Annotated in this window: 23 protein-coding genes and 1 pseudogene; 19 read left to right on the plus strand and 5 right to left on the minus strand. The window is 67.6% G+C overall.

Annotated features, from left to right (window positions below):
- From BHE01S_RS26310 to flhA, 7 genes are all read left to right on the plus strand, one after another.
- On the plus strand, window positions 1-654 hold a 654-nt coding region (locus BHE01S_RS26310), incomplete at its 5' end, for a chemotaxis protein CheB (protein ID WP_042268993.1).
- 130 nt (window positions 655-784) lie between these two features.
- The gene (gene cheY, locus BHE01S_RS26315; protein WP_042268995.1) at window positions 785-1180 is read left to right on the plus strand and encodes a chemotaxis response regulator CheY; all 396 of its coding nucleotides are present in this window, start codon (window positions 785-787) and stop codon (window positions 1178-1180) included.
- Window position 1181: 1 nt separating this feature from the next.
- Window positions 1182-1979 carry a protein phosphatase CheZ gene (gene cheZ, locus BHE01S_RS26320; protein WP_281177775.1) on the plus strand — a complete coding sequence of 266 codons (798 nt, stop codon included), beginning with the start codon at window positions 1182-1184 and terminating at the stop codon, window positions 1977-1979.
- A gap of 298 nt (window positions 1980-2277) precedes the next feature.
- Window positions 2278-2796, plus strand: coding sequence for a DUF2844 domain-containing protein (locus BHE01S_RS26325; RefSeq protein ID WP_042269172.1), 519 nt, complete (start codon window positions 2278-2280; stop codon window positions 2794-2796).
- 19 nt (window positions 2797-2815) lie between these two features.
- Entirely contained in the window at window positions 2816-4090 is a 1275-nt protein-coding gene (locus BHE01S_RS26330) for a DUF3443 family protein (protein ID WP_042269174.1), read from the plus strand.
- 251 nt (window positions 4091-4341) lie between these two features.
- Window positions 4342-5655 carry a flagellar biosynthesis protein FlhB gene (flhB, locus tag BHE01S_RS26335; RefSeq protein ID WP_084069247.1) on the plus strand — a complete coding sequence of 438 codons (1314 nt, stop codon included), beginning with the start codon at window positions 4342-4344 and terminating at the stop codon, window positions 5653-5655.
- On the plus strand, window positions 5652-7751 hold the full coding sequence (flhA, locus tag BHE01S_RS26340; RefSeq protein WP_042268996.1) for a flagellar biosynthesis protein FlhA: 2100 nt from the start codon (window positions 5652-5654) through the stop codon (window positions 7749-7751). Before flhB ends, flhA begins: the two co-directional genes overlap by 4 nt.
- A gap of 84 nt (window positions 7752-7835) precedes the next feature.
- Here flhA and BHE01S_RS26345 read toward each other — a convergent pair whose 3' ends face one another.
- Window positions 7836-8129: a type II toxin-antitoxin system RelE family toxin gene (locus BHE01S_RS26345; protein WP_042268998.1), complete on the minus strand. Its 294-nt coding sequence runs from the start codon at window positions 8127-8129 to the stop codon at window positions 7836-7838.
- On the minus strand, window positions 8116-8358 hold the full coding sequence (locus BHE01S_RS26350) for a type II toxin-antitoxin system Phd/YefM family antitoxin (RefSeq protein ID WP_042269000.1): 243 nt from the start codon (window positions 8356-8358) through the stop codon (window positions 8116-8118). The genes BHE01S_RS26345 and BHE01S_RS26350 overlap by 14 nt, the downstream gene beginning before the upstream one ends.
- A 353-nt stretch (window positions 8359-8711) precedes the next feature.
- On the opposite strand from BHE01S_RS26350, the gene flhF reads away from it, so the two are divergent.
- The 3 genes and pseudogenes from flhF to BHE01S_RS26365 all read left to right on the plus strand — a co-directional run bounded on the left by flhF (window position 8712) and on the right by BHE01S_RS26365 (window position 12683).
- On the plus strand, window positions 8712-10820 hold the full coding sequence (flhF, locus tag BHE01S_RS26355) for a flagellar biosynthesis protein FlhF (RefSeq protein WP_042269003.1): 2109 nt from the start codon (window positions 8712-8714) through the stop codon (window positions 10818-10820).
- Window positions 10813-11655, plus strand: a pseudogene (locus tag BHE01S_RS26360) (nucleotide-binding protein); the annotation flags it as partial. The gene flhF and the pseudogene BHE01S_RS26360, both read left to right, overlap by 8 nt.
- 296 nt (window positions 11656-11951) lie before the next feature.
- Window positions 11952-12683, plus strand: a complete 732-nt coding sequence (locus BHE01S_RS26365; RefSeq protein WP_042269004.1) for an RNA polymerase sigma factor FliA — start codon at window positions 11952-11954, stop codon at window positions 12681-12683.
- A gap of 165 nt (window positions 12684-12848) precedes the next feature.
- Here BHE01S_RS26365 and BHE01S_RS26370 read toward each other — a convergent pair whose 3' ends face one another.
- The 3 genes from BHE01S_RS26370 to flgA all read right to left on the minus strand — a co-directional run bounded on the left by BHE01S_RS26370 (window position 12849) and on the right by flgA (window position 15172).
- A complete protein-coding gene (locus tag BHE01S_RS26370) occupies window positions 12849-13292 on the minus strand; it encodes a flagella synthesis protein FlgN (RefSeq protein WP_042269006.1) in 444 nt (147 codons plus the stop codon).
- A 50-nt stretch (window positions 13293-13342) separates the two neighbouring features.
- Window positions 13343-13699, minus strand: coding sequence for a flagellar biosynthesis anti-sigma factor FlgM (gene flgM / locus BHE01S_RS26375; protein ID WP_042269008.1), 357 nt, complete (start codon window positions 13697-13699; stop codon window positions 13343-13345).
- 180 nt (window positions 13700-13879) lie between these two features.
- Window positions 13880-15172, minus strand: a complete 1293-nt coding sequence (flgA, locus tag BHE01S_RS26380) for a flagellar basal body P-ring formation chaperone FlgA (protein WP_042269010.1) — start codon at window positions 15170-15172, stop codon at window positions 13880-13882.
- A 255-nt stretch (window positions 15173-15427) separates the two neighbouring features.
- On the opposite strand from flgA, the gene BHE01S_RS26385 reads away from it, so the two are divergent.
- The 9 genes from BHE01S_RS26385 (at window position 15428) to flgJ (ending at window position 23159) form a co-directional block, all read left to right on the plus strand.
- Window positions 15428-15943 carry a flagellar basal body protein gene (locus tag BHE01S_RS26385; protein WP_042269012.1) on the plus strand — a complete coding sequence of 172 codons (516 nt, stop codon included), beginning with the start codon at window positions 15428-15430 and terminating at the stop codon, window positions 15941-15943.
- A gap of 84 nt (window positions 15944-16027) precedes the next feature.
- The gene (gene flgC, locus BHE01S_RS26390; RefSeq protein WP_042269015.1) at window positions 16028-16453 is read left to right on the plus strand and encodes a flagellar basal body rod protein FlgC; all 426 of its coding nucleotides are present in this window, start codon (window positions 16028-16030) and stop codon (window positions 16451-16453) included.
- Window positions 16454-16645: 192 nt separating this feature from the next.
- Window positions 16646-17287 (plus strand): flagellar hook assembly protein FlgD, encoded by a 642-nt coding sequence (locus BHE01S_RS26395; protein WP_084069266.1) that lies wholly within the window; start codon window positions 16646-16648, stop codon window positions 17285-17287.
- A 38-nt stretch (window positions 17288-17325) separates the two neighbouring features.
- The gene (gene flgE / locus BHE01S_RS26400) at window positions 17326-18573 is read left to right on the plus strand and encodes a flagellar hook protein FlgE (protein ID WP_042269019.1); all 1248 of its coding nucleotides are present in this window, start codon (window positions 17326-17328) and stop codon (window positions 18571-18573) included.
- Window positions 18574-18600: 27 nt separating this feature from the next.
- Window positions 18601-19359 (plus strand): flagellar basal-body rod protein FlgF, encoded by a 759-nt coding sequence (flgF, locus tag BHE01S_RS26405; protein WP_042269021.1) that lies wholly within the window; start codon window positions 18601-18603, stop codon window positions 19357-19359.
- Window positions 19360-19431: 72 nt separating this feature from the next.
- Window positions 19432-20220: a flagellar basal-body rod protein FlgG gene (gene flgG, locus BHE01S_RS26410; RefSeq protein WP_042269181.1), complete on the plus strand. Its 789-nt coding sequence runs from the start codon at window positions 19432-19434 to the stop codon at window positions 20218-20220.
- Between the two features lie 32 nt (window positions 20221-20252).
- Complete coding sequence (locus tag BHE01S_RS26415) at window positions 20253-20966, plus strand: flagellar basal body L-ring protein FlgH (protein WP_042269024.1); 714 nt, start codon at window positions 20253-20255, stop codon at window positions 20964-20966.
- Window positions 20960-22159 (plus strand): flagellar basal body P-ring protein FlgI, encoded by a 1200-nt coding sequence (locus BHE01S_RS26420; RefSeq protein ID WP_042269026.1) that lies wholly within the window; start codon window positions 20960-20962, stop codon window positions 22157-22159. The genes BHE01S_RS26415 and BHE01S_RS26420 overlap by 7 nt, the downstream gene beginning before the upstream one ends.
- Window positions 22160-22169: 10 nt before the next feature.
- Window positions 22170-23159 (plus strand): flagellar assembly peptidoglycan hydrolase FlgJ, encoded by a 990-nt coding sequence (gene flgJ / locus BHE01S_RS26425; protein WP_042269027.1) that lies wholly within the window; start codon window positions 22170-22172, stop codon window positions 23157-23159.
- Window positions 23160-23200: the final 41 nt, after the last annotated feature.

Below are 23200 nucleotides of genomic sequence, written 5' to 3' on the forward strand. Positions count from 1 at the left end.
GGCCACGCCGCCGCGCACCCTGCGAGCCCGGCGCCGATGATCAACAACCCGCTCGTCTCGACCGAGAAGCTCGTGATCGTCGGCGCGTCGACGGGCGGCACCGAGGCGATCCGCGAAGTGCTGCAGCCGCTGCCGCCCGACGCGCCCGCCGTGCTGATCGCGCAGCACATGCCGCCCGGTTTCACGAAGTCGTTCGCACAGCGCCTGAACGGGCTGTGCCGCATCACCGTCAAGGAAGCGGAGCACGGCGAACGTGTGCTGCCCGGCCACGCCTACATCGCGCCGGGCCACGCACACCTGCTGCTCGCACGCAGCGGCGCGAACTACATCGCGCATCTGTCCGACGACCCGCCGGTCAACCGGCACCGTCCGTCGGTCGACGTGCTGTTTCGCTCGGCGGCGCTGCATGCGGGCAAGAACGCCATCGGCGTGATTCTCACGGGCATGGGCCGCGACGGTGCGGCAGGGCTGCTCGAAATGCGCCAGGCCGGTGCGTACACGCTCGCGCAGGACGAGGCGAGCTGCATCGTGTTCGGCATGCCGCGCGAAGCCATTGCCATGGGCGGCGCCGACGAGATCGCCTCGCTCTCAGAGATGAGCCGGCGCGTAATGACCCGACTCGCCTCGATGGGCGACCGGGTTCAGCGCGTCTAAGGAATTGCCGATATAGAGAGATCATGCAGGCCGCAAACGCTTGCTCGATCGCTTGCGATTAATTTATCTGGATAGGCGCTGCGCTTCTCTGGATAATTGCCCGGGTTTTCGCCTGGAGGAATGGAACGTGATGGATAAGGGAATGAAGATTCTGGTGGTGGACGATTTTCCGACGATGCGCCGGATTGTCCGCAACCTGCTCAAGGAACTGGGCTACTCGAACGTCGACGAAGCCGAAGACGGCGCGGCGGGCCTTGCCCGCCTGCGCGGCGGCAGCTACGAGTTCGTGATCTCCGACTGGAACATGCCGAACCTCGACGGTCTCGCCATGCTCAAGGAGATCCGCGCCGACGCGAACCTGTCGCATCTGCCGGTGCTGATGGTGACGGCGGAGTCGAAGAAGGAGAACATCATCGCGGCGGCGCAGGCTGGCGCGAGCGGCTATGTGGTGAAGCCGTTTACGGCCGCCACGCTCGACGAGAAGCTCAACAAGATTCTTGAGAAGATGGCCAAGACGGGGAGCTGACGTGAACGAGCCCATCAGTGCGCAACCCGGTGAGCCTTCCGGCGCTCATTGCGGCGAGTGGCCGGAAGCCGGGGGCGTCGAGCCGCTCCCGCAGCCGCCCGAGTTCGATTTCGCGCCGCCTGCGGCGGGCGAGGCCAGCGAGCTGGCGACGGACCGCATCCTCGCGCGCATCGGACACCTGACGCGCAGCCTGCGTGACTCGATGCGCGAACTCGGCCTCGACAAGCACGTGGAGCGCGCCGCCGAAGCGGTGCCCGACGCGCGCGACCGGCTGCGCTATGTCGCGAACATGACCGAGCAGGCCGCCGAGCGCGTGCTGACCGCCATCGACATCGCCAAGCCGCTGCAGGAAACGCTCGAACGCGATGCGAAGGAACTGACGGGCCGCTGGGCGACCTGGTACGACGCGCCGATCGGCCGCGCGGAAGTGCGCCAGTTGATGGACGACACGCGCGCCTTCGTGGACGGCGTGCCGCGAGCCACCGCGGCGACCAACCAGCAACTGCTCGAGATCATGCTCGCTCAGGACTTCCAGGATCTGACGGGCCAGGTGATCAAGAAGATCATGGACGTGGTCTATCTGATCGAGCAGCAGTTGCTCACCGTGCTGGTCGAGAACATCGCGCCGGAGCGGCGCGAGCAGTTCGCGGCGACGGCGGCGGCGCTCGCGGAGACCCAGAGCAGCACGGGCAGCCCCGAAGGCCTGCTCAACGGCCCGCAGATCAATCCGGAAGGCAAGACCGACGTCGTGCAGGACCAGGCGCAGGTCGACGATCTCCTCGCAAGTCTCGGGTTCTGACCCTTGGCATGCAGCTAATCGTTCGGTTAGCTGCTGCGTATCGTCCAAGGCGGGCATACTAGTGCTCATGCCTTCGTGCCGAGCCGCGACGCGACGCGTGCCGCGGTGGTGCAACGAAGCATAGCCAGCCGTTGCCCGTCCTGCTGCGTCTCGCCGCAACGTTCCGCGCGGCCCCGACAGCGCATGGTGCAACGCGCCATCGCAAGAGGGAGGGGACGCCTTGTATCCATACACATCGTTCTGTGGCAAGGCGGTGCGCTCGTTCGCGCGCCGCGCCGCACCCCGCTGCGCGCCCGGCGTGGCGCTTTTCGGTTCCCTGCTTGGCGCGCTGCTCGCGGCGCCTGCGGCGCACGCCGCGCTAGGCGGCGCGCCCATGCCCACGCCGGCGGGCGCGAGCGTCAGCACCCTGAGCGCCGCTGCGGCGGCTGCGGCGGCCGGCAACGCTTCCGCCGCAGCGCGCGCGGCCGTGCAAGGCGCGGCGTCCGGCGCATCCACGCCGCCCGCCTACACCGTCCAGCAGACCACGCTCGCCAACGGCACCGTCGTGCGCGAGTACCTCACGCAGGCCGGCACCGTATTCGGCGTGGCCTGGGACGGCCCGCAGATGCCCAATCTCGCCACGCTGCTGGGCAGCTACTTTCCCCAATACACGGCCGGCGTGAAGGCGAGCCACGCCGCCGGCCGCGTGCGCGGGCCGGGCGTGGTCGAAAACCCGAACGTCGTCGTGCATTCGGGCGGCCACATGGGCGCGTTCTCCGGGCAGGCATGGCTGCCGCAGGCGCTGCCTGCGGGCGTCAGCGCCTCCGATATCCAGTGACGAGCGGAGGCCGAACGTGCTGACTTCATGCGATTCGCGCAATGTGTGGCTGCGCCCCTTCCGGTTCCTTTCGGGCGCCGCGCTCGTGGGGCTCGTTTCGCTCGTCGCCGCTTGCGGCGGCGGGGGGGGCGGCGGCAGCAGCAGCAACAGCTCGAGCGGCGGCAGCGGCGGCGGCAGCTCCGCGGTTCCCAGTCCCACACAGCAGCCCACTGCGGCTACCGCGGCGAACACCGTGGGCGTCGTCGTGAACCGCGGACTGACCGGCACGCTGCCGAATATTCCGACTGTGACAGTGACGATTTGCGTGGCCGGTACGAACAACTGCCAGCCCATCAGCAACGTTCAGGTGGACACGGCGTCGTTCGGCCTGCGCCTGCTTGCATCGGCGATTCCGTCACCGCTCCTGAACGCGTTGCCGGTCGCGACAGCCAGCAACAGCGGCACGCTCGCCGAATGCACGGCCTTCGCCGACGGCTATACGTGGGGCACGGTGCGTCCCGCCGACGTCAGGATCGGCGGCGAGACGGCACCGAATATTCCGATCCAGGTGATCGGCGACCTGAACCCGGGCACGGTGCCGTCGGCCTGCGCGGGCTTTGGCAACGCGCAGAACACGGTGCAGGACCTCGGCGCGAACGGCATTCTCGGCATCGGCGTCGCGCCTTATGACAACATCGGCGCTTACTACTCCTGCCCCGGCAACACGAACTGCGTCGCCGCAACGGTCACGCAAACCCAGCTGGTGGCCAACCCGGTGCCCAGGTTCGGCACGGACGGCAACGGCGTGATTCTGGAGATGGCGCCCGTGTCCGATAGCGGCGCGCCCAGCGCGACGGGCACGCTCGTGTTCGGCATCGGTACGCAGTCGAACAACGCGATGACTGCCTCGCAAAGCTTCAACACGGACTCGTGGGGCAGGCTCAGCTCCACGCTCAGCGGGCGCACGCTCCAGACCTTCCTCGACTCGGGTTCCAACGCGATCTTCTTCGCCGACAGCGCCCTGCCCCAGTGCGGCGGCAATCTCGGCACGTTCTACTGCCCGTCGTCCACACAGTCCTTCAGCGCGGCGCTCGTTTCCAATAACGGCACCACCACCGGCACCGCGACCTTCAACGTCGCCAACGGGAACGCATTGCTCGGCAGCGGCGCGAACTACGCGGCCAACAACCTCGCCGGGCAGTTCGGGTCGTCGGCGGCCCTCGACCTGGGGCTGTCGTTCTTCTATGGCCGCTACGTGTACTACGGTATGGACATGACCGCGTCCGGGGGCAAGGCGCCCTACGTCGCGTTCTGAGGTTGCGGGCGAGCCGGTGCGCCTGCCGTGAGGTTTGCGGCTCGCGAGCGTCTGCGCACCACGCCCGCCGGCGCACACCGGCCGTGGCCGATGATGCCGCCCCGGTTCCATCGGCCGAAATACCCCGATTTACCCGGCTTACTCCGTCAATCGGTGCCTCGCTCCCGCGGCAATAATCGCTATCACTGAAAAAGGGCGCGCGCCAGCCGCGCAGCCGCGACGAGCGGCGCGCGCCCGCGACCGGAGCTTGCGTGGCTGAGGACAGCGACCTCGAGAAAACCGAATCCGCCACTCCCAAGCGCCTCGAAAAGGCGCGGGAGGAGGGGCAGGTTCCGCGTTCCCGGGAGCTGGCGACGTTTGCGCTGCTCTCGGCGGGCTTCTATGGCACGTGGCTGCTCTCCGGCACGATCGGCGAGCATCTGCAGGCGATGATGCGCGGCGCGTTCACGTTCAATCACGCGAGCGCGTTCGAAACACGCCGCATGCTCATTGGCGCGGGCGTCGCCGCGCGCGAGGGGCTCATGGCGCTCATGCCGGTGCTCGCGCTCACGGGGCTCGCCGCGCTGCTCGCGCCCATGGCGCTCGGCGGCTGGCTCATTTCGACGAAGTCGCTGCAGCCGAACTTCGGACGCCTCAACCCGATCTCGGGGCTCGGGCGGATTTTCTCGGTGAACGGGCCGATCCAGCTCGGCATGTCGCTCGTCAAGACGCTCGTGGTGGGCGTGATCGGCGGCTGGGCGGTATGGAGCCGGCGCGACGAGATTCTCGGGCTCGCCATGCAGCCCGCGCCGCGCGCGTTTGCCGACTCGATGCATCTCATCGGCGTGTGCTGCGGCATGACGGTCGCCGGCATGTTCGTGGTCGCCGCGCTCGACGTGCCGTACCAGCTCTGGTCGTACTACCGCAAGCTGCGCATGACCAAGGAAGAGGTCAAGCGCGAGCACCGCGAAAACGAGGGCGATCCGCACGTGAAGGGGCGCATTCGCCAGCAGCAGCGCGCCGCCGCGCGCCGGCGCATGATGACCCAGGTGCCCAAGGCCGACGTGGTCGTGACCAACCCGACGCACTTCGCCGTCGCGCTCAAGTACGCCGACGGCGAGATGCGCGCGCCGAAGGTCGTCGCCAAGGGTGTGAACCTCGTGGCCGCACGCATCCGCGAGATCGCGGCCGAGAACAATGTGCCGCTGCTCGAAGCGCCGCCGCTCGCCCGTGCGCTCTACTACAACGTCGATCTGAACCGCGAGATTCCGGGTCCGCTTTACGGCGCGGTCGCGCAGGTGCTCGCGTGGGTCTATCAGCTCAAGCGTTTCCGCGAACACGGCGGCGACGTGCCGATGGAGCCGACCGATCTCGACGTGCCGCCCGAAATGGACAAGGGCGCGGTGAGCGACGAAGACGAAGCCGGCGAAGCCGACGAAGCCCTCACACCCGAGGAGCGCGCGGCCGCTGAGGCCGCCGGTCGCGCGGACGCGGCACATTCCACGAACGCAAACAACGCATCGAACGCCGCTGGCCGCGCCGACAGGAATCCGGCGCGCGACGGCACTGAAGGAGCAACAGAATGAACGCCCGCACCGGTTTCCTCGCGCGGCGCCCGGAGATGCTGCAAGGCACGAATCTGCGCGCGCTGGCGGGACCGATCCTGATCTGCATGATCCTCGGCATGATGATCCTGCCGTTGCCGCCGTTCCTGCTGGATCTGCTGTTCACGTTCAACATCGCGCTTTCGGTGATGGTGCTGCTCGTCAGCATGTACACCATGAAGCCGCTCGACTTCGCGGCGTTCCCGAGCGTGCTGCTGTTCTCCACGCTCCTGCGCCTCTCGCTGAACGTGGCCTCCACACGCGTCGTGCTGCTCGAAGGCCACACCGGCCCGGGCGCCGCCGGCCAGGTGATCGAGTCGTTCGGGCACTTCCTCGTGGGCGGCAACTTCGCCGTCGGTATCGTCGTGTTCGTGATCCTCATGGTCATCAACTTCATGGTGATCACGAAGGGCGCAGGCCGTATCGCCGAAGTGTCCGCGCGCTTCACGCTCGACGCGATGCCCGGCAAGCAGATGGCGATCGACGCCGACCTGAACGCGGGCCTCATCAACGAAGAAGCAGCCCGCCGGCGCCGTACCGAGATTGCCCAGGAAGCCGAGTTCTACGGCTCGATGGACGGCGCGAGCAAGTTCGTGCGCGGCGACGCCATCGCCGGCCTGCTGATCATGGTGATCAACATCGTGGGCGGCCTGATCGTGGGCGTCGTGCAGCACGGCATGCCGCTCGCCTCGGCGGGCGAGACCTACACGCTGCTCACCATCGGTGACGGCCTCGTCGCGCAGATTCCGTCGCTCGTCATTTCCACGGCGGCCGGCGTGATCGTCTCGCGCGTGGCGACCAACGAAGACATCGGCACGCAGCTCACCGGCCAGCTCTTCACGAACCCGCGCGTGCTGATGATCACGGGCACGATCATCGTCATGATGGGCCTGATTCCGGGTATGCCGCACTTCGCGTTTCTGCTGCTCGGCGGCGGCGCGATCCAGCTTGGCCGCATGTTGAAGAAGAACGCCGAGGCGAAGAAGGCGAGCGCCGTGATCGCCGACGCCGTGCCCGCCGCGCTTGCGCCCGTCGAAAACACCGAGGCGAGCTGGGACGACGTGGCGCTCATCGACACGCTCGGGCTCGAAGTGGGCTACCGCATCATCCCGCTCGTCGACAAGAACACCGACGGCGAGCTGCTCAAGCGCATCAAGAGCATCCGCAAGAAGTTCGCGCAGGAAATCGGTTTTCTGCCGCCCGTCATCCATATTCGCGACAACCTGGAACTGCGGCCGAACGCCTACCGGATTGCGTTGAAGGGCGTGGAAGTGGGCACGGGCGAGGCCTACCCGGGCCAGTGGCTCGCGATCAACCCGGGCCAGGTGAGCGCGGTGCTGCCCGGCACGCCGACCACGGACCCGGCGTTCGGCCTGCCCGCTGTGTGGATCGATTCGAACGTGCGCGAGCAGGCGCAGGTGTTCGGCTACACCGTGGTCGATTCGAGCACGGTGGTGGCGACGCACCTGAATCACCTCGTCGTCACGCACGCGGCGGAGCTGCTCGGGCGCCGCGAAGTGCAGGCGCTACTCGAGCGCGTGCAGAAGGACACGCCTTCGCTCGTGGACGACCTCGTGCCGAAGGTGCTGCCCGTCACGACGCTGCAGAAGGTGCTGCAGAACCTGCTGGAAGAAGGCGTGCCGATTCGCGACATGCGCACGATCATGGAGGCGCTCGCGGAGCACACGCCGCGCATCACCGATGCACACGATCTGACGGCGGCGGTGCGCATCGCGCTTGGCCGCGCGATCACGCAGCAATGGTTCCCCGGCAACGCCGACATGCAGGTGATGGGCCTCGACGCGAACCTCGAGCGCGTGCTTTCGCAGACGCTCACCTCGGGCCCGAACCCCGGGCTCGAACCGGGGCTTGCGCATACGCTGCTCGCGCAGACCGAGCAGGCGATGGGGCGTCAGCAGGCGCTGGGTCTCGCGCCCGTGATGCTCGTGCAGCACGCGCTGCGGCCCATGCTCTCGCGCTTCCTGCGCCGCAGCCTGCCGCAGCTCAAGGTGCTGTCGTATGCCGAGGTGCCGGATACGCGCAACGTGAAGGTGGTGAACGTGATCGGGGCGCATTGATCGCGCCGGGCGCGTTGCCACACCGCACAGAAAAGGAGCCCGCTTTTTGCGGGCCTCATGAGAGGGTCGGGCTGACCTACATTTTCATTGGCCGAGCCGTGTGCGCGCTTTCCGGTACGCCTCATCCGCCTCGCGCTTGCCGAGGGCGATCACGAGGACGACAAACTCCCCGTCCACGACCTGATAGACGAGGCGATAACCCGAAGCCACGAGCTTGATCTTGTAGCAGTCCGCCATGCCGCTCAAACGCGCGGACGCCACGTGAGGCGTCACGAGGCGCTCCGCGAGCTTCTTGAGGAACTGCTTGCGCACTGTCGAGTCGAGTTGCCGCCATTCCTTGAGCGCGCTTCTGCGGAACTTCAGCTCATAGGTCTTCAAGCTTGACGCTCACGGCTTCTTCATCGGCGCGGGACCGAATGATTTCCGCGAGCTCGGCGTCTTCCAGCCGTTCGCAGATTGCTTCCCATTCGCCTGCAGGGACGAGATAGGCAACCGGCTTGTTGCGGTTGAGGATGGCCACGGGGCCGTCGGCCTGTTCGATGGCTGCCATGGGGTTCACCTTCAGTTCGCTGATACCAATCGATGCTCTTGCCAGAATGCTTTCCATTTTCGGGGGCCTCGAAGCGATGCGCGTATTACGAAGTCGCCGTGCGCTGATGGCGATCAATTGACCTGATTATAGGTCGAATATTTAGTCGCGTATTTGGTCGTTCCCGCAAAACGAAACGTCTGCACTGACGGCCGCACGCCACTTCTCCCTCCCGCGCACCCCGCCACCGATTCCGCGAATTGCCCGCATTTTTCCGCCCTGATCCATCGATCATGGGGCGCTCACCTTCGAAATAATTCCAACATCGGAAAAGGCCTTGCGCACGACGCCAGGCCGGTAGCCATCCAGCGCCATTCCAGCAACAGACGACCGGCGGCGGCATAAGCCGCTCACCTCATCAGGGGCTTAGCTTGAACATTCGCAAATTCATCGGTGGCACCAGCCGCGACGCGTTACGGCTCGTACGCGAAGCGCTGGGTGCGGACGCCGTCGTTCTGTCGAACCGCACGCTCGACGACGGCAGCGTCGAAATCGTCGCGCTCGCGGACCGCGATCTCGCGGCGATCGCGCCGGCCGATGCTGCCGCCGCGCAAGGCCTCGGCGGCCTCGCGGCTCAGGGTGGTCAAGGTGCTCCGTTCGCGCAGCCCTCCGCCGCCATGACGCCAATGTCGCGCACGCCGCGCGCGGCGTCTGGCGCCGCTCCCGCGGCCCTCGCCGCCCCGATCGGCAGTGCGAACCCGTACGCGAGCGGTATGCCGGACGTCTTCTCCTCGGTGTTCGGCGCGAGCCCGGAAGTGGGCGCCGAAAATGGCGGCGCGAACGCCGAAGCCGATGCGGATGGCGATCACGCCGCCGACACTGCGGTCTCGCTCGGCCAGGAGGCGTCGGCCGCGTCTGCCGCCATCGCTGCGCGTTCGCCTTCTTCGCGCGCCGCTGCGGGGCAGCAGGCCGCTCAATCGCCGATGCCCGCGACGCGGCAGTCCGCGGTGCAAGCAGCGCAGTCGGCACAGCAAGCCATGCCGGGTCAGCAAACGCCGCTGCAAATGGCGCTGCAGGCGGCAACCGGGTCGCTCGCCTCGCCGGCCTTCGCGCCATCGTTTGCGTCCACGGCGCCGGCCGCGAACTCAAACGCCCAGGCGGCAGCGCATGAAGCCGCAGCACGGCTCGAACAGGCCGCCGCGGCGCCGGCGAGCGACGCGCCGCGCACCATGGCCGAGTCGAATCCCTGGCTGATCGACCACGCCCGCCGCATCGCGAGCCAGCAGAACGCGCCGCGCGTGCCGGGCATGACGCCCGCCGCCGCCGCCGCGCGCGGCCTTGGCAGCGTCGCCGACCCGGTGCTGCCGCACGATGTCGATGCCAGCACGCCCGACTGGGCGCTCGAGGCCGCCCATGTCGCCGCGCGCCGCGCCGCGCAGCGCCTCGGCCACGGTCCGGAAGCCGCGGGCCTCGCGCCCGGCAACCGCAATGCGCAGGGCGCCGAGGGCGCCAGCGCCGCGCAAACCGTGAGCGAAGCGATCCGCGCGCGCATCGAGCAGGTCGTCAACGAAACCGTGATGCACGAGCTCGCCTCCATGCGCGGCATGATGGAAGAGCAGTTCGCGGGCCTCCTGTGGGGCGAGCGCCAGCGCCGCAGCCCGGTGCAGGGCGCGCTCACCAAGCAGCTGTTCGCCGCGGGCTTCTCGGCGCAGCTCGTGAAGATGATGATCGACCGCCTGCCCGAAGTCGAAACCGAAGAGGCCGGCATGGAGTGGCTGCAGTCGGTGCTCGAATCGAACCTGCCTGTGCTCGAAGACGAAGAAGCGCTCATGGAGCGCGGCGGCGTGTTCGCGCTGATGGGCCCGACGGGCGTGGGCAAGACCACGACCACGGCGAAGCTCGCCGCGCGCTGCGTGATGCGCTTCGGCGCGAGCAAGGTGGCGCTGCTCACCACCGACAGCTACCGGATCGGCGGCCACGAGCAACTGCGCATCTTCGGCAAGATCCTCGGCGTCTCGGTGCACGCGGTGCGCGACGGCGCGGACCTCCAGCTCGCGCTCACCGAACTCAAGAACAAGCACATCGTGCTGATCGACACGATCGGCATGAGCCAGCGCGACCGCGCCGTGGCCGACCAGATCGCCATGCTGTGCGGCGCGGGCCGCCCGGTGCAGCGCCTCTTGCTGCTCTCGGCGACCAACCACGGCGACACGCTCAACGAAGTCGTGCAGGCCTACCAGAGCGGCCCGGACAACGCGCCGCTCACGGGCTGCATCCTCACCAAGCTCGACGAGGCCACCAACCTCGGCAGCGCGCTCGACACGGTGCTGCGCTACAAACTGCCGGTGTATTACGTCTCGACGGGCCAGAAGGTCCCCGAGAACCTTTACGTGGCGACGCGACGCTTCCTGATCCGCAGCGCTTTCTGCATACCGCGGGAGAGCTCGCCGTTCGTGCCGCACGAAGACGATATCCCGGCGCTGCTGTCGGCACTCTCGACGCGTTCGAATTCGCAGGCTCCCGAGGTCAGGTTTGGATAAGTTCGTCATCGATCAGGCCGAAGGGCTGCGGCGGCTTCTTGCACGCGAAGGCTCGCGCGTGGTCGCGGTGACGGGCGGCGCCGGTTCGCCCGGGCGCACGACCGCCGTGGTCAATCTCGCGGCGGCGCTCACCGCGCAGGGCAAGGACGTGCTCGTGATCGACGAGTGTCTGGGGCCCCGCTCGGTCTGCTCGCAGGTGGGCGGTGTGCGCGGCGCGGGCAGCTTCGCCGCCGTCATGCGCGGCGAGCGCACGCTCGAGGAAGCCGTCGGCCGCCATGCGCTCGGCTTCGGCGTGCTGGTCGCCTCGCGCGACCACCGCGCGCAGTACACGGCCGCCCAGTTGCAGAAGGTCATTTCGGGTCCCGCGGACATCGTGTTGATCGACGCGCAGCTCGACGCCGAAGGCGCGCTTTCGCCGCTCGCCATGCACGCGCACGACGTGCTGATCGTGATGCGCATCGGCGCGCAGTCGATCACGGACGCCTACGCGTGCATGAAGCGGCTGCACTTCGCGCATGCGATCGCGCAGTTTCGCGTACTGGCGAATCATGTGGCGAACGCGAGCGACGCGCAGACCGCGATCGAGAACCTCGCCGGGGTGGCGAGCCGCTACCTGAGCGTGTCGCTCGAAAGTGCCGGAAGCGTCGCCGCCGATCAGCACATGGCGCAGGCGCTCAGGCTCGCACGCTGCATCGTCGATGCGTTTCCGTCGACGGCCGCCGCGCGCGATTTCCGCCACGTGGCCGACGAATTGCCGCACTGGCCGATGCGGCCCGCGGTCTCGGCGTGCTCGCCGGCCACGGCGCGCGCGGCCGCAGCGTTCGGCGCGACGCACGAAGAACATGTAGCGGCGGGCCACGCACCCGCCGACGATCTGGACGGCGCGCTGCAAGCCGGCGTCCAGCCACCCGCTGCCCATGCAACAAACGCCGCACACAGCACGCTCGCCGCGAACGCCGATTCGTTCGTGGCGGCCGTGACGGGTGTGCATCCCGCACCCAACGCAACATCCGCGGCCGCATCGGCCCATGTGGGCTGGCGCACCGATACGCCCGCGCAGCGGACGTCGCCGCAGCACGTCTGACGTGCGCACGACGACGCCAATCAGGGACATGAGAAGTGGAGAGCACGATGTATAACGCTCAAGGAAAAATTTCGCAGGCCGACGTGCTCGCGAAGTATGCGCCGCTCGTGAGACGGCTTGGCTTGCAGCTCGTGGCCAAGATGCCGGCGAGCGTGGACCTCGACGACCTGATCCAGGCCGGCATGATCGGCCTGCTCGACGCGGCCAACCGCTACAAGGAAGATCAGGGCGCGCAGTTCGAGACCTACGCGAGCCAGCGCATTCGCGGCGCGATGCTCGACGAGCTGCGCAGCAACGACTGGCTGCCGCGCAGCCTGCGCCGCACCTCGCGCGAAGTGGAAAGCGCGGTGCACCAGGTGGAGCAGCGGCTCGGGCGCTCGGCCAGCGAAACGGAGATCGCCGAGCATCTGAGCATGCCGCTCGACGAGTATCAGAGCATGCTGCAGGACCTGCACGGCAGCCAGCTCATCTACTACGAAGACTTCGACCGCTCCGCCGAGGACGAACCGTTCCTCGACCGCTATTGCGTCGATCATTCGGACCCGCTTTCGGCGCTGCTCGACGACAGCCTGCGCGGCGCGCTCGTCGAGGCGATCGAGCGGCTGCCCGAGCGCGAGAAGCTGCTGATGTCGCTCTACTACGAGCGCGGCATGAACCTGCGCGAGATCGGCGCGGTAATGGAGGTCAGCGAGTCGCGCGTGTGCCAGCTGCACAGCCAGGCGGTGGCGCGCTTGCGCACGCGGCTGCGCGAGATGTCGTGGGCCGGCCAGGAGAATTGACCTGATCGACGGTGCGCGCGGTTGTCGGCGCGGACCGTGTGTGGTGAGAGAGCCGGGGTGCGAGAGCACTCCGGCTCTTTTTTGGGGTGGACTGGACTCGCACAAACAAAAGCCGAAGCATTGCCGCTTCGGCTTTTGTCTTTGGCGAACGCTGTGTGTGCTCGCTTACAGCCCGAACGCCGGCAGCCGCCCATCGGGACCGTACAGCATCGCGCCGTTGCCCGTTTCGCCGCGCAGGATCGAGAGCGCGCGGCGGTTATGCTCCATGCGCGTGCGGATCATCATGCCGATCGTGAGATTCTTGCGGCGCGCACGCTCGGTCGATCCCTTGAGCAGTTCCCACTGGCCCGCCAGACGCGTGTCGCCGTCGCAGGCCATTTCGATACCTTTGCGGCCGCCCGGCAGGCCGAGGCTGGCCAGTTGCGCGTCGCGCGCCTTTTCAAGGCCCGCGAGACGCTGCGTGAGCGTCGTCTTCTGCTCGACGATCTGCGGCAGCGCTTCCATGCCGTCGGCCGACACGAGCGCCTTCTCTTCATAGGCGAGCAGCGACGCGAACGCCTCAACCGTGGCGTGTTCGTCGATCAGTGTGGCCAACAAGGCATCTTTCATTGCAAGGCACCCAAAAAAGCGAGGTTTGCGCGGCGCTCGTACGTCAAACGTCAGTTGCCCGACGTCGGCTTCATGAGATCGCGGGCGGTCTGGATCACGCCGTCGGCAATCTTGCCGGAGTCGATCTGCAACGTGCCGTTGCGGATCGCGTCCTTGATCGACTGCACATGCGCCGTGTCGATGTCGGCGGACCCGCTCGCCGCGAGCGAGCGCAGCGTCGACGAGAGCGACGAGAGGCTTACGTTCGCGCCGCCTTGAGCAGCGCCGGTCGCGCCCGCAGCGTTCGCGCCGGAGTTGGCCGCGGTGTCGGTGCCGGCGGCGCCTGGGCCGGTCGAATCGGCTTGCGTGCGCGCGAGGCCATCCTGCAGCGTGCGCGGACCATTGCGGGTGGAGGAGTCAACTTTCACGATGGGCGTTCCTGATCGATTTGACCTTGATAACGGCACAGGTCGGGCCGAACTTTAGCCGAAAAGTCCACCGTTACATGCTGTTACGTGCGCTGGCGCACCAGGCCGGAAACGGCCGGATCGGGCCGCCGGCCGGGGTTCGGTGCGCCCCGGTCCGGCCCTTGCCGGCGGTTACCGGCCCTAGATCTGCACCTGCACGGTACCTGCGTCCCTGACCACGCCCGAGATGATCTGGCCGCCGCTCGTGCGCACGCGCACCTGCTGGCCGGGCTCGGCGTTGTTGAGCGCGCTGCCCTCGGCCGAGATCGTGAAGTTGCTGCCCACGGCGATCACCTTGACCGTCTGTCCGATGGCCACCGAAGCGGCGCTGCGCAGCATGTCGGTGCGCAGCGGCAGTCCCGCGGCTATGCGCGCGAGCGCGACGGCGCCCGTCGCCTGCCTGGGATCGGTGATGATGGTCTGCGGCAGGTTCGCGAGGTCGCCCGCGCGCGGCATGAAGTCGGCGGCCGAAAGCGCTTCGCCGGCGCCGATCTGGCGCGAGGCGACGTAGTAGGTGATGTCCACGGCAATGCGCGCGCTCACATAGAGCGTCCACGGCTTCGCGCCGATGCAGCGCACGCCCACGGTCGTGTGGCCATAGGTGCGCGCGCCGGGCGGCATGAACGGCTCGAGCGAAGTGCAGGCCGCGAGGCCGCGCGGAAACACCGGCGCAACCGTGATGCTCACGTGGCCCGGCAAGCCCGCCGACTGCTGCTGCAGGAAGGCGAGCGCGACGGCGCGGATGGATTCGCCGTCCTGCTGGCCCGGCGGCGTGGCCGGCACGTTCGTGGCGACGGCGCTGGTATTGGGGTTAGGCGGCGCGCCGGTGCTTGCGCCGGCAACCGGCTTCGCGCCCGCGAGCGCCGCGGCGCCGGCGTCCACCACCACCGGCGCGACGCGGTTCGCTGCGCTCGACAGGTTCACGCGCTCGAGCGTGCCCGCGTTGTTTGCGTTGGCCGCCGGCACGCGCATGGGCTGGGCGCTCGCGCCCGGCGCGGGAACCGTGACGATGCGCGGCGCGTCGCCTTGGGCCGCCCGCTCGCCGGGACCCGGAATCGTGATCATGCCGTTCGAATCGACGCCCGCGCGCGCATCCTCGGGCACGCCGCGCGAATTCAGATCGGCGTAGCTGGCCGCGCGCAGCGGTGCGGCATCGCTGGCGGGCGCAAGGCTCGCCACAGCCGCGGCGGGCGTCTTCGCCTGGCTCGCGAGCAGCGCGTTCATCTGCGCGGCGTCGGAGCCCGAGCGGTCGCCGGGGCCCGCAATAAAGATCTGGCCGCCCGCACCCTCGGGTTGCGGCGCGGTTTGCGCATGAGCGAGCGTCCCGCCGAGCGCACACGCCAGCGCGCCCGTCCAGGACGCGCTCCACGACAGCGCGCGCGCACGCCGCACGAAGCCGGCGAGCGGCCTGCGGGTAATGGCAGTTTGCGGCATTGTCGTTCTCCATCGAATGCATTGACACGCCTCGCATTCTAGGCGGCAGCCCTCGCGCGCTTGCGTCGAATAGAGGGGCGCTTTACCGGCTATTCGTCCGATTGGTTCTTGCCACCCCCGCCTAATATTCCACTCCATGCGCAAAGGCCTTCGGGCTGCGCGCCTAACGTTTGCGCCGCGCCTGCACCGGTTTCCCGCCGCTGGCGGGCCCGCCGCGCTCACGCCGAATCCTTTTCGTTTCACGGAGAACGCCCGATGCTGGACAAACTCGATGCCGAATTCGCCTTTGGGCGCGAAGCGCTCGATGTGCGCGCCACGCGGCAGGCATTGATCTCTTCGAACATCGCGAACGCCGACACGCCGGGCTACCAGGCGCGCGACGTGGACTTCGCGGCCTCGCTGGCCGGCGCGCTGCGCCAGCAGGGCGCGGGCGGCACGGTAGGCATGGCGGCCGCCTCGGGCGGCAACGTCCAGCCGCTCGCCATGGCGCAGCCCGCGGGCGTGACGAGCGGCATGCAGATGGCGGCCACGGAGTCGGGCCACATGGCCGGCGACGCGAAGCTGATCCCGACGGGCGGCCCGGCCGATACTTACAAGAGCCAGCTCATGTACCGCACGCCGGTGCAGCCCGCGCTCGACGGCAACACGGTCGATCTCGACACGGAGCGCGTGCAGTTCGCCGACAACGCGCTGCACTTCGAGTCGGGCATGACGGTGGTCTCGCAGCAGATCAAGACGATGCTCTCCGCGATCACCTCGGGTTCGAGCTGATCGCCCCAGCCGGAAAACGCAGTAACGAAGCCATGAACGACCAACGCGCGCGCGACGCGCACCTGATGTGAGGTCAACGAAACCATGCCATCCCTGATGAACATCTTCAGCGTTGCGGGCTCCGCCATGACGGCGGAATCGCAGCGTCTGAACGTGACGGCGTCCAATCTCGCCAACGCCGACAGCACGACCGGCCCCGACGGCCAGCCGTACAAGGCGAAGCAGGTCGTGTTCGCGGTCAACCCGCTCGGCGGCGCGCGCACGGCCTCGGGCCAGCAGGTGGGCGGCGTCAGGGTGACCGGCGTGGTGGACGACCCCACGCCGATGAAGCAGACCTACGACCCCGACAATCCTTCCGCCAACGCGGATGGCTACGTGACGATGCCCAACGTCGATCCGGTGCAGGAGATGGTGAACATGATCTCGGCGTCGCGCTCGTATCAGGCCAACGTCGAAACGCTGAACACGGCCAAGCAGTTGATGCTCAAGACCTTGACGATCGGAACCTGAAGCTGAAGCACGGCACGCCGCAGCAAGAAGACAGACTGCAGTCATACAGAGACCAGCCGGCGCGCAACGAAGCCGCGCCCGCCACCACCACACGCCAAGCACGAAGCGCAATCGAGGGAGAACGCGTTGAGTTCCAGCAACACAACCATTGGCGGCAGCACCGCCACCGTGTCGCAGCAACTGCTCGACACCATGAACGGCACGAGCTCGAGTTCGTCGTCGTCGAGCGGCACGAGCGCGAGCGACCTGCAGTCCACGTTCCTGCAGTTGCTCGTCGCGCAGCTGCAGAACCAGGACCCGACCAATCCGATGGACAGCTCGCAGATGACTTCGCAGCTTGCCGAGATCAACACGGTGTCGGGCATCCAGCAGCTCAACACGTCGCTGTCGTCGCTCTCCACGCAGCTTTCGGCGGGCCAGAACGCGCAGGCTGCGCTGCTCATCGGCTCGACCGTGCTCGCCCCGGGCAGCAGCGCCGCCGTGTCGAGCGGCAACGCGCCGCAGCTCGGCGTCACGCTGCCTGCGGCGGTTTCCGACGTGAAGCTCACGATCACCAACTCGGCGGGCAAGGTCGTCAACACGCTCGACCTCGGCGCGCAGTCGGCCGGCACCGTGCCGGTCACCTGGAACGGCAAGGACAGCTCGGGCAACACGGTCGCCGACGGCACCTACACGATCACCGCCAGTGCGACGACCAACGGCCAGTCCGCCACGGCAACCGCGCTCGTCGCGAGCCAGGTGCAGGGTGTGGTCCAGCAGCCGGACGGCAACCCGAGCCTCTCGCTCGCAAACGGCAAGACCGTCCCGCTTTCGAGCGTGGGCGCCATTCTCTGAACACGATGGACAACGCGAAAAGCGCGGAGTAGACAAACATGGGCTACCAGCAAGGATTGAGCGGCCTCGCCGCGGCGTCGAACGACCTCGACGTGATCGGCAACAACATCGCCAATGCGAACACCGTCGGCTTCAAGCAGAGCACGGCGCAGTTCGCCGACGTCTACGCGAACACCATCGCGACGTCGGTGGGCAACCAGATCGGCCTCGGTGCCTCGCTGCAGACCGTGCAGCAGGACTTCGCGCAAGGCACGATCAACACGACGGGCCAGGCGCTGAACGTCGCCATCAACGGCAACGGCTTCTTTCAGATGTCGAACAACGGCACGGTCACGTACTCGCGTAACGGCGTGTTTCAGCTCAACAAGAACGGCTTTATCACCGACGCGTCGGGCAACGACCTGATGGGCTATGCCGCCAGTTCGACCGGCGTGATCAACACCGCGCAGACCGTGCCGCTCCAGGTGCCCACCACCAACATCGCGCCGGTCGCTACCAAGAACATTACCGCGCAGCTGAACCTGAACGCGCAGGCCACGACGCCCACCACGACGACCTTCAGCGAAACCGACTCGTCGAGCTACACGTATTCGACGTCGGTCACGGCCTACGACACGCTCGGCGGCACCCAGACGGTCAACATGTATTTCGCGAAGGACGCGACGAGCGGCCAGTGGACCGTGTATGCCGGTCAGGCCGGCTCGGTGGAAAAGCTCGGTACGGCGCAGTTCAGCTCGTCCGGCGCGCTGCAGAGCATCACGCCGGATCCGACCAACACCACCGTTTCAAGCAACGGCACCACGTCGTTCACCTTCAGCATTAACCCGACGGACGGCTCCACGACGCCCCAGTCGCTGACGCTCGACCTCGCGGGCACGACGCAGTACGGCTCGGCCAACGGCGTGAACAACCTCGCCCAGGACGGCTACGCGAGCGGCACGCTCTCGAACTTCTCGATCGGCGCGGACGGCACCATCACCGGCAATTACTCGAACGGCCAGACCATGGCGCTCGGCCAGATCGTGCTCGCCAACTTCAACAACCCGAACGGCCTCCTGAACCTGGGCGGCAACCAGTTCCAGCAAACGGCGGCTTCGGGCGTCGCGCAGGTCTCCACGCCGGGCAGCACGAACCACGGCACGCTCACGGGCGGCGCGCTCGAAGCGTCGAACGTCGACCTGACGAACCAGCTCGTCGACCTGATCACGGCCCAGCGCAACTACCAGGCGAACGCGCAGACCATCAAGACGCAGCAGACCGTCGACCAGACGCTGCTGCAGATGTAACGCGTCTAACCACGTACCGGGCACATCATGGACCGACTGATCTATACCGCGATGACGGGCGCGAGCCAGGCGCTCGAGCAGCAGGCCGTCGTCGCGAACAATCTCGCGAACGTCTCGACCACGGGCTTTCGCGCGCAGCTCGCCAACTTTCGCGCCGTGCCGATGTCGTTCGGCGACGGCTCGACGGTGAACGACCAGACCACGCGCACCTACGTGCTCTCTGCGACGCCTGGCTCGGACATGACGCCCGGTGCGATCTCGCATACCGGCAACCCGCTCGACATCGCGATCCAGGGCCAGGGCTTCATGGCCGTGCAGACGGCCGACGGCAACGAGGCCTATACGCGCGCGGGCAACCTGCACGTCGATGAAAACGGCCAGCTCGTCACGGCGGCCAACCAGCAGGTGATCGGCGGCGGCGGCCCGATCGCGGTGCCGCCCGGTTCGGCGATCACGATCGGCAGGGACGGCACGGTTTCGGCCATTGCGCCGGGCAGTCCCGCCAACGCGATCGCCATGATCGACCAGATCAAGTTCGTCAACCCGCCGGCCGGTGCGCTCACGCGCGGCGACGACGGTCTGTTCCACACGGCGGACGGCAACCCCGCCGACCCGGACCAGACCGTGCAGGTCGCGACCGAGTCGCTCGAGGGCAGCAACGTGAACCCGGTGGCGGCGATGGTCTCGATGATCACCAACGCGCGCCAGTTCCAGATGCAGACCAAACTGCTCCAGAACGCCGACCAGAACGAGCAGAGCGCGAACCAGCTGCTCAACTTCAGCTAAGCCATTTCAAGTTAAATGAAGGCCGCTTCGCGCCGCACGACGCGCGCGAAGCCGGACCGGGAGAAAGACACCGTGAACCGATCGCTCTATATCGCCGCCACCGGCATGCAGGCCCAGCAGTCGCAGATGGACGTGATCTCGAACAACCTCGCGAACGTGAGCACCAATGGCTTCAAGGGCTCGCGCGCGGTGTTCGAGGACCTCATGTACCAGACGCTGCGCCAGCCGGGTGCGAACTCGACGCAGCAAACCGAACTGCCTTCGGGCAGCCAGGTGGGCACGGGCGTGCAGCAGGTGGCGACCGAGCGTCTCTACACGCAGGGCAACCTGCAGCAGACCGGCAACTCGAAGGACGTGGCGATCAACGGCGCGGGCTTCTTCCAGGTGCAGATGCCCGACGGCACGACGGCCTACACGCGCGACGGCTCGTTCCAGACCAACTCGCAAGGCCAGCTCGTGACGGCGAGCGGCTACCAGGTGATCCCGGCGATCACGGTGCCGGCCAACGCCACCTCGCTCACCATCGGCAGCGACGGCGTGGTGACGGTCACGACGCCGGGCACGAGCAACAACACGACCATCGGCACGCTGCAGCTCGCCATGTTCATCAACCCGGCCGGCCTGCAGTCGAACGGGCAGAACCTGTTGTCGGAAACGGCTTCGTCGGGCGCGCCCACGGTTTCCACGCCGGGCCAGAACGCTTCGGGCACGCTCAACCAGGGCTACGTCGAATCGTCGAACGTGAACGTCGTGCAAGAGCTCGTGAACATGATCGAGACGCAGCGCGCCTACGAAATCAACAGCAAGGCGGTCACCACTTCCGACCAGATGCTGCAAACCCTCAGCCAGATGCAGGTCTGAGGTTTCCCTGGTCAATCAAGTCGGTGAAGAATATGTCGCAGTCCGTTCGAAACCCTTCTCGCATCCGCGCGCGGCATCCGGGCAATGCCCGGACGCTCGCGGCGGCTGTGGCGCTCGCGATGCTGGCGGGCTGCGCCTACATTCCCAACCGGCAGCCGATCACGCAGCAACCCATGACGGCCGTGCCGCCCGCGCCGCCCGTGAACACCTCGCCGGGCGCGATCTACAACCCCGGCTACGCGGGGCGTCCGCTCTTCGAGGACCAGCGTCCGCGCAATATCGGCGACATCCTCACGATCGTCATCTCCGAAAACATCAACGCGACCAAGTCGTCGGGCGCGGCCACCAAGCGCGGCACCAGCGCGAGCTTCTCGGGCACCGCGAACTTCCTGCCGGGCTTCTTCAACCGCGCGAACCTGAATACGACGGGCGCGAACCAGTTCGACGCCACGGGCGGCGCGAACGCCTCGAACACGTTCACGGGCGTCATTACCGTCACCGTGACGAACGTGCTGCCCAACGGCAATCTCGTCGTCTCCGGCGAGAAGCAGATGCTCATCAACCAGGGTAATGAATTCGTGCGCTTCTCCGGCGTCGTCAACCCGAACACCGTTGCCGGAGACAACTCCGTGCTCTCGACCGACGTCGCCGACGCGAAGATCGAATACTCCGCCAAGGGCGTGATCGACGAAGCCGAGACGATGGGCTGGCTGCAACGCTTTTTCCTGAACATCGCGCCATGGTGAAGATCCGCTTCCATCGTTCGCGCCGCTCGCGCGTGAAGGACGTGCTCGCCGCCATCGGCGTGGCGTTCGGCTTCGTGCTGGCCTGCGGCGCGCTCGTCGCCTACGCGACGCCGGCGCGCGCCGAGCGCGTGAAAGACCTCGCGACCTTCCAGGGCGTGCGCGACAACCCGCTCATCGGCTACGGCCTCGTGGTGGGTCTCGACGGCACCGGCGACCAGACCACCCAGGCGCCGTTCACCACGCAGACGCTCGCGAACATGCTCGCGAACCTCGGCATCTCGATCAACAACACGTCGAGCTCGTCGGGCTCTTCGTCGACGCTCAACAACATGCAGTTGAAGAACGTCGCAGCCGTGATGGTGACCGCCGTGCTGCCGCCGTTCGCGCGGCCCGGGGAGCAGATCGACGTCACCGTGTCGTCGCTCGCCAACGCCAAGAGCATTCGCGGCGGCACGCTGCTGCTCACGCCGCTCAAGGGGGCCGACGGCCAGGTCTACGCGCTCGCGCAGGGCAACGTGGCCGTGGGCGGCGCGGGCGCCTCGGCCAACGGCAGCAGGGTACAGGTGAACCAGCTCGCCGCGGGCCGCATCGCGGGCGGTGCGATCGTCGAGCGCGCGGTGGTCTCGCCGGTTGCGCAGCAAGGCGGTCTGCTCACGCTGACCGTCAACGACATGGACTACGACACGACGCAGCGCATCGTCTCGGCCGTCAACAACATGTTCGGCCCGGGCACGGCCTCGCCGCTCGACGGCCGCACGATCCAGGTGCGCGGGCCGGCCGATCCGGCCTCGCAGGTGGGCTTCATCGCGCAGATCCAGGACCTCAACGTGAATCCGGCCACGCCGGCTGCGAAGGTGATCCTGAACGCGCGCACCGGCTCGATCGTCATGAACCAGATGGTGACGCTGGAGAGCTGCGCGGTCGCGCACGGCAATCTCTCGGTCGTCGTGAACACGCAGACGGCGGTGAGCCAGCCCGGCGCGTTCTCCAATGGCCAGACGGTGGCGACGCGCCAGTCGCAGATCCAGCTGAAGCAGGACAACGGATCGCTCAAGCTCGTCACGGCGGGCGCCAATCTCGCCGAGGTCGTGAAGGCGCTCAACGCGCTGGGCGCGACGCCTGCGGATCTGATGTCGATCCTGCAGGCGATGAAGGCGGCGGGTGCACTGCGCGCCGACCTCGAGATCATCTAAGGGGTGCAACTTGGATAATACGAAGAACATCGGCGGCGGCCTCGACCTTTCCAACCGCTTCGCGCTCGACGTGCAGGGCTTCGACTCGATGCGCGCCGCGGCGAACGCCTCACCCCAGCAGGGCGTAAAGATGGCCGCGAAGCAGTTCGACGCGGTCTTCACGCAGATGATGCTCAAGAGCATGCGCGACGCAACGCCTGACGACGGTCCGCTCGACTCGCACGACGGCGCGCAGTTCACCTCGATGCTGGACCAGCAGCTCGCCCAGCAGATGTCGAACAAGGGCATCGGCGTGGCGAACGCGATGCTCAAGCAGCTCATGCGCAGCATGGGCGGCGCGGCCGGTGCCGATGGCGCGGGCGGCGCAGGCGGCGTGGCGGGCGCGATTTCCGGGCTTTCGGGCTCGGACGCGAGCGAAGGCAACCTCGCGATGCTTAACGCGCTCGGCCGCGCCTACGGCAACGCTGCCGCCAACGGCGCGCTCGCCAACGGCGCGGGCTACAGCGGCAACAGCGCGCTCACGCCGCCGGTCAGGGGCAACGGCGACGCCTCGGTGGACGCCTTCGTCGACAAGCTCGCCAACGCCGCGCAGCAGGCCAGCTCGACCACGGGCATCCCGGCGCGCTTCATTCTCGGCCAGGCCGCGCTCGAATCGGGCTGGGGCAAGCGTGAGATCAAGAACGCCGACGGCTCGACGAGCCACAACGTGTTCGGCATCAAGGCGAGCAAGGACTGGACCGGCAAGACCGTCTCGACGGTCACGACCGAGTACGTGAACGGCCAGCCGCATCGCGTGGTGGAGAAGTTCCGCGCCTACGACTCGTACGAAGAAGCGATGACCGACTATGCCTCGCTCCTCAAGAACAATCCGCGCTATGCGTCGGTGATCAACGGCTCGAAGAGCGCCGAGGGCTTCGCGCACGGCATGCAGCGCGCAGGCTACGCCACCGACCCGCACTACGCGAAGAAGCTGCTGACCATCATGCAGCGCATGGCCTGAGGGCCGGACCCGACGGCGGATTCGACGGCGGGCGCCGCGCG

This window comes from Paraburkholderia heleia NBRC 101817 (genome assembly GCF_000739775.1).
GTDB lineage: Bacteria > Pseudomonadota > Gammaproteobacteria > Burkholderiales > Burkholderiaceae > Paraburkholderia > Paraburkholderia heleia.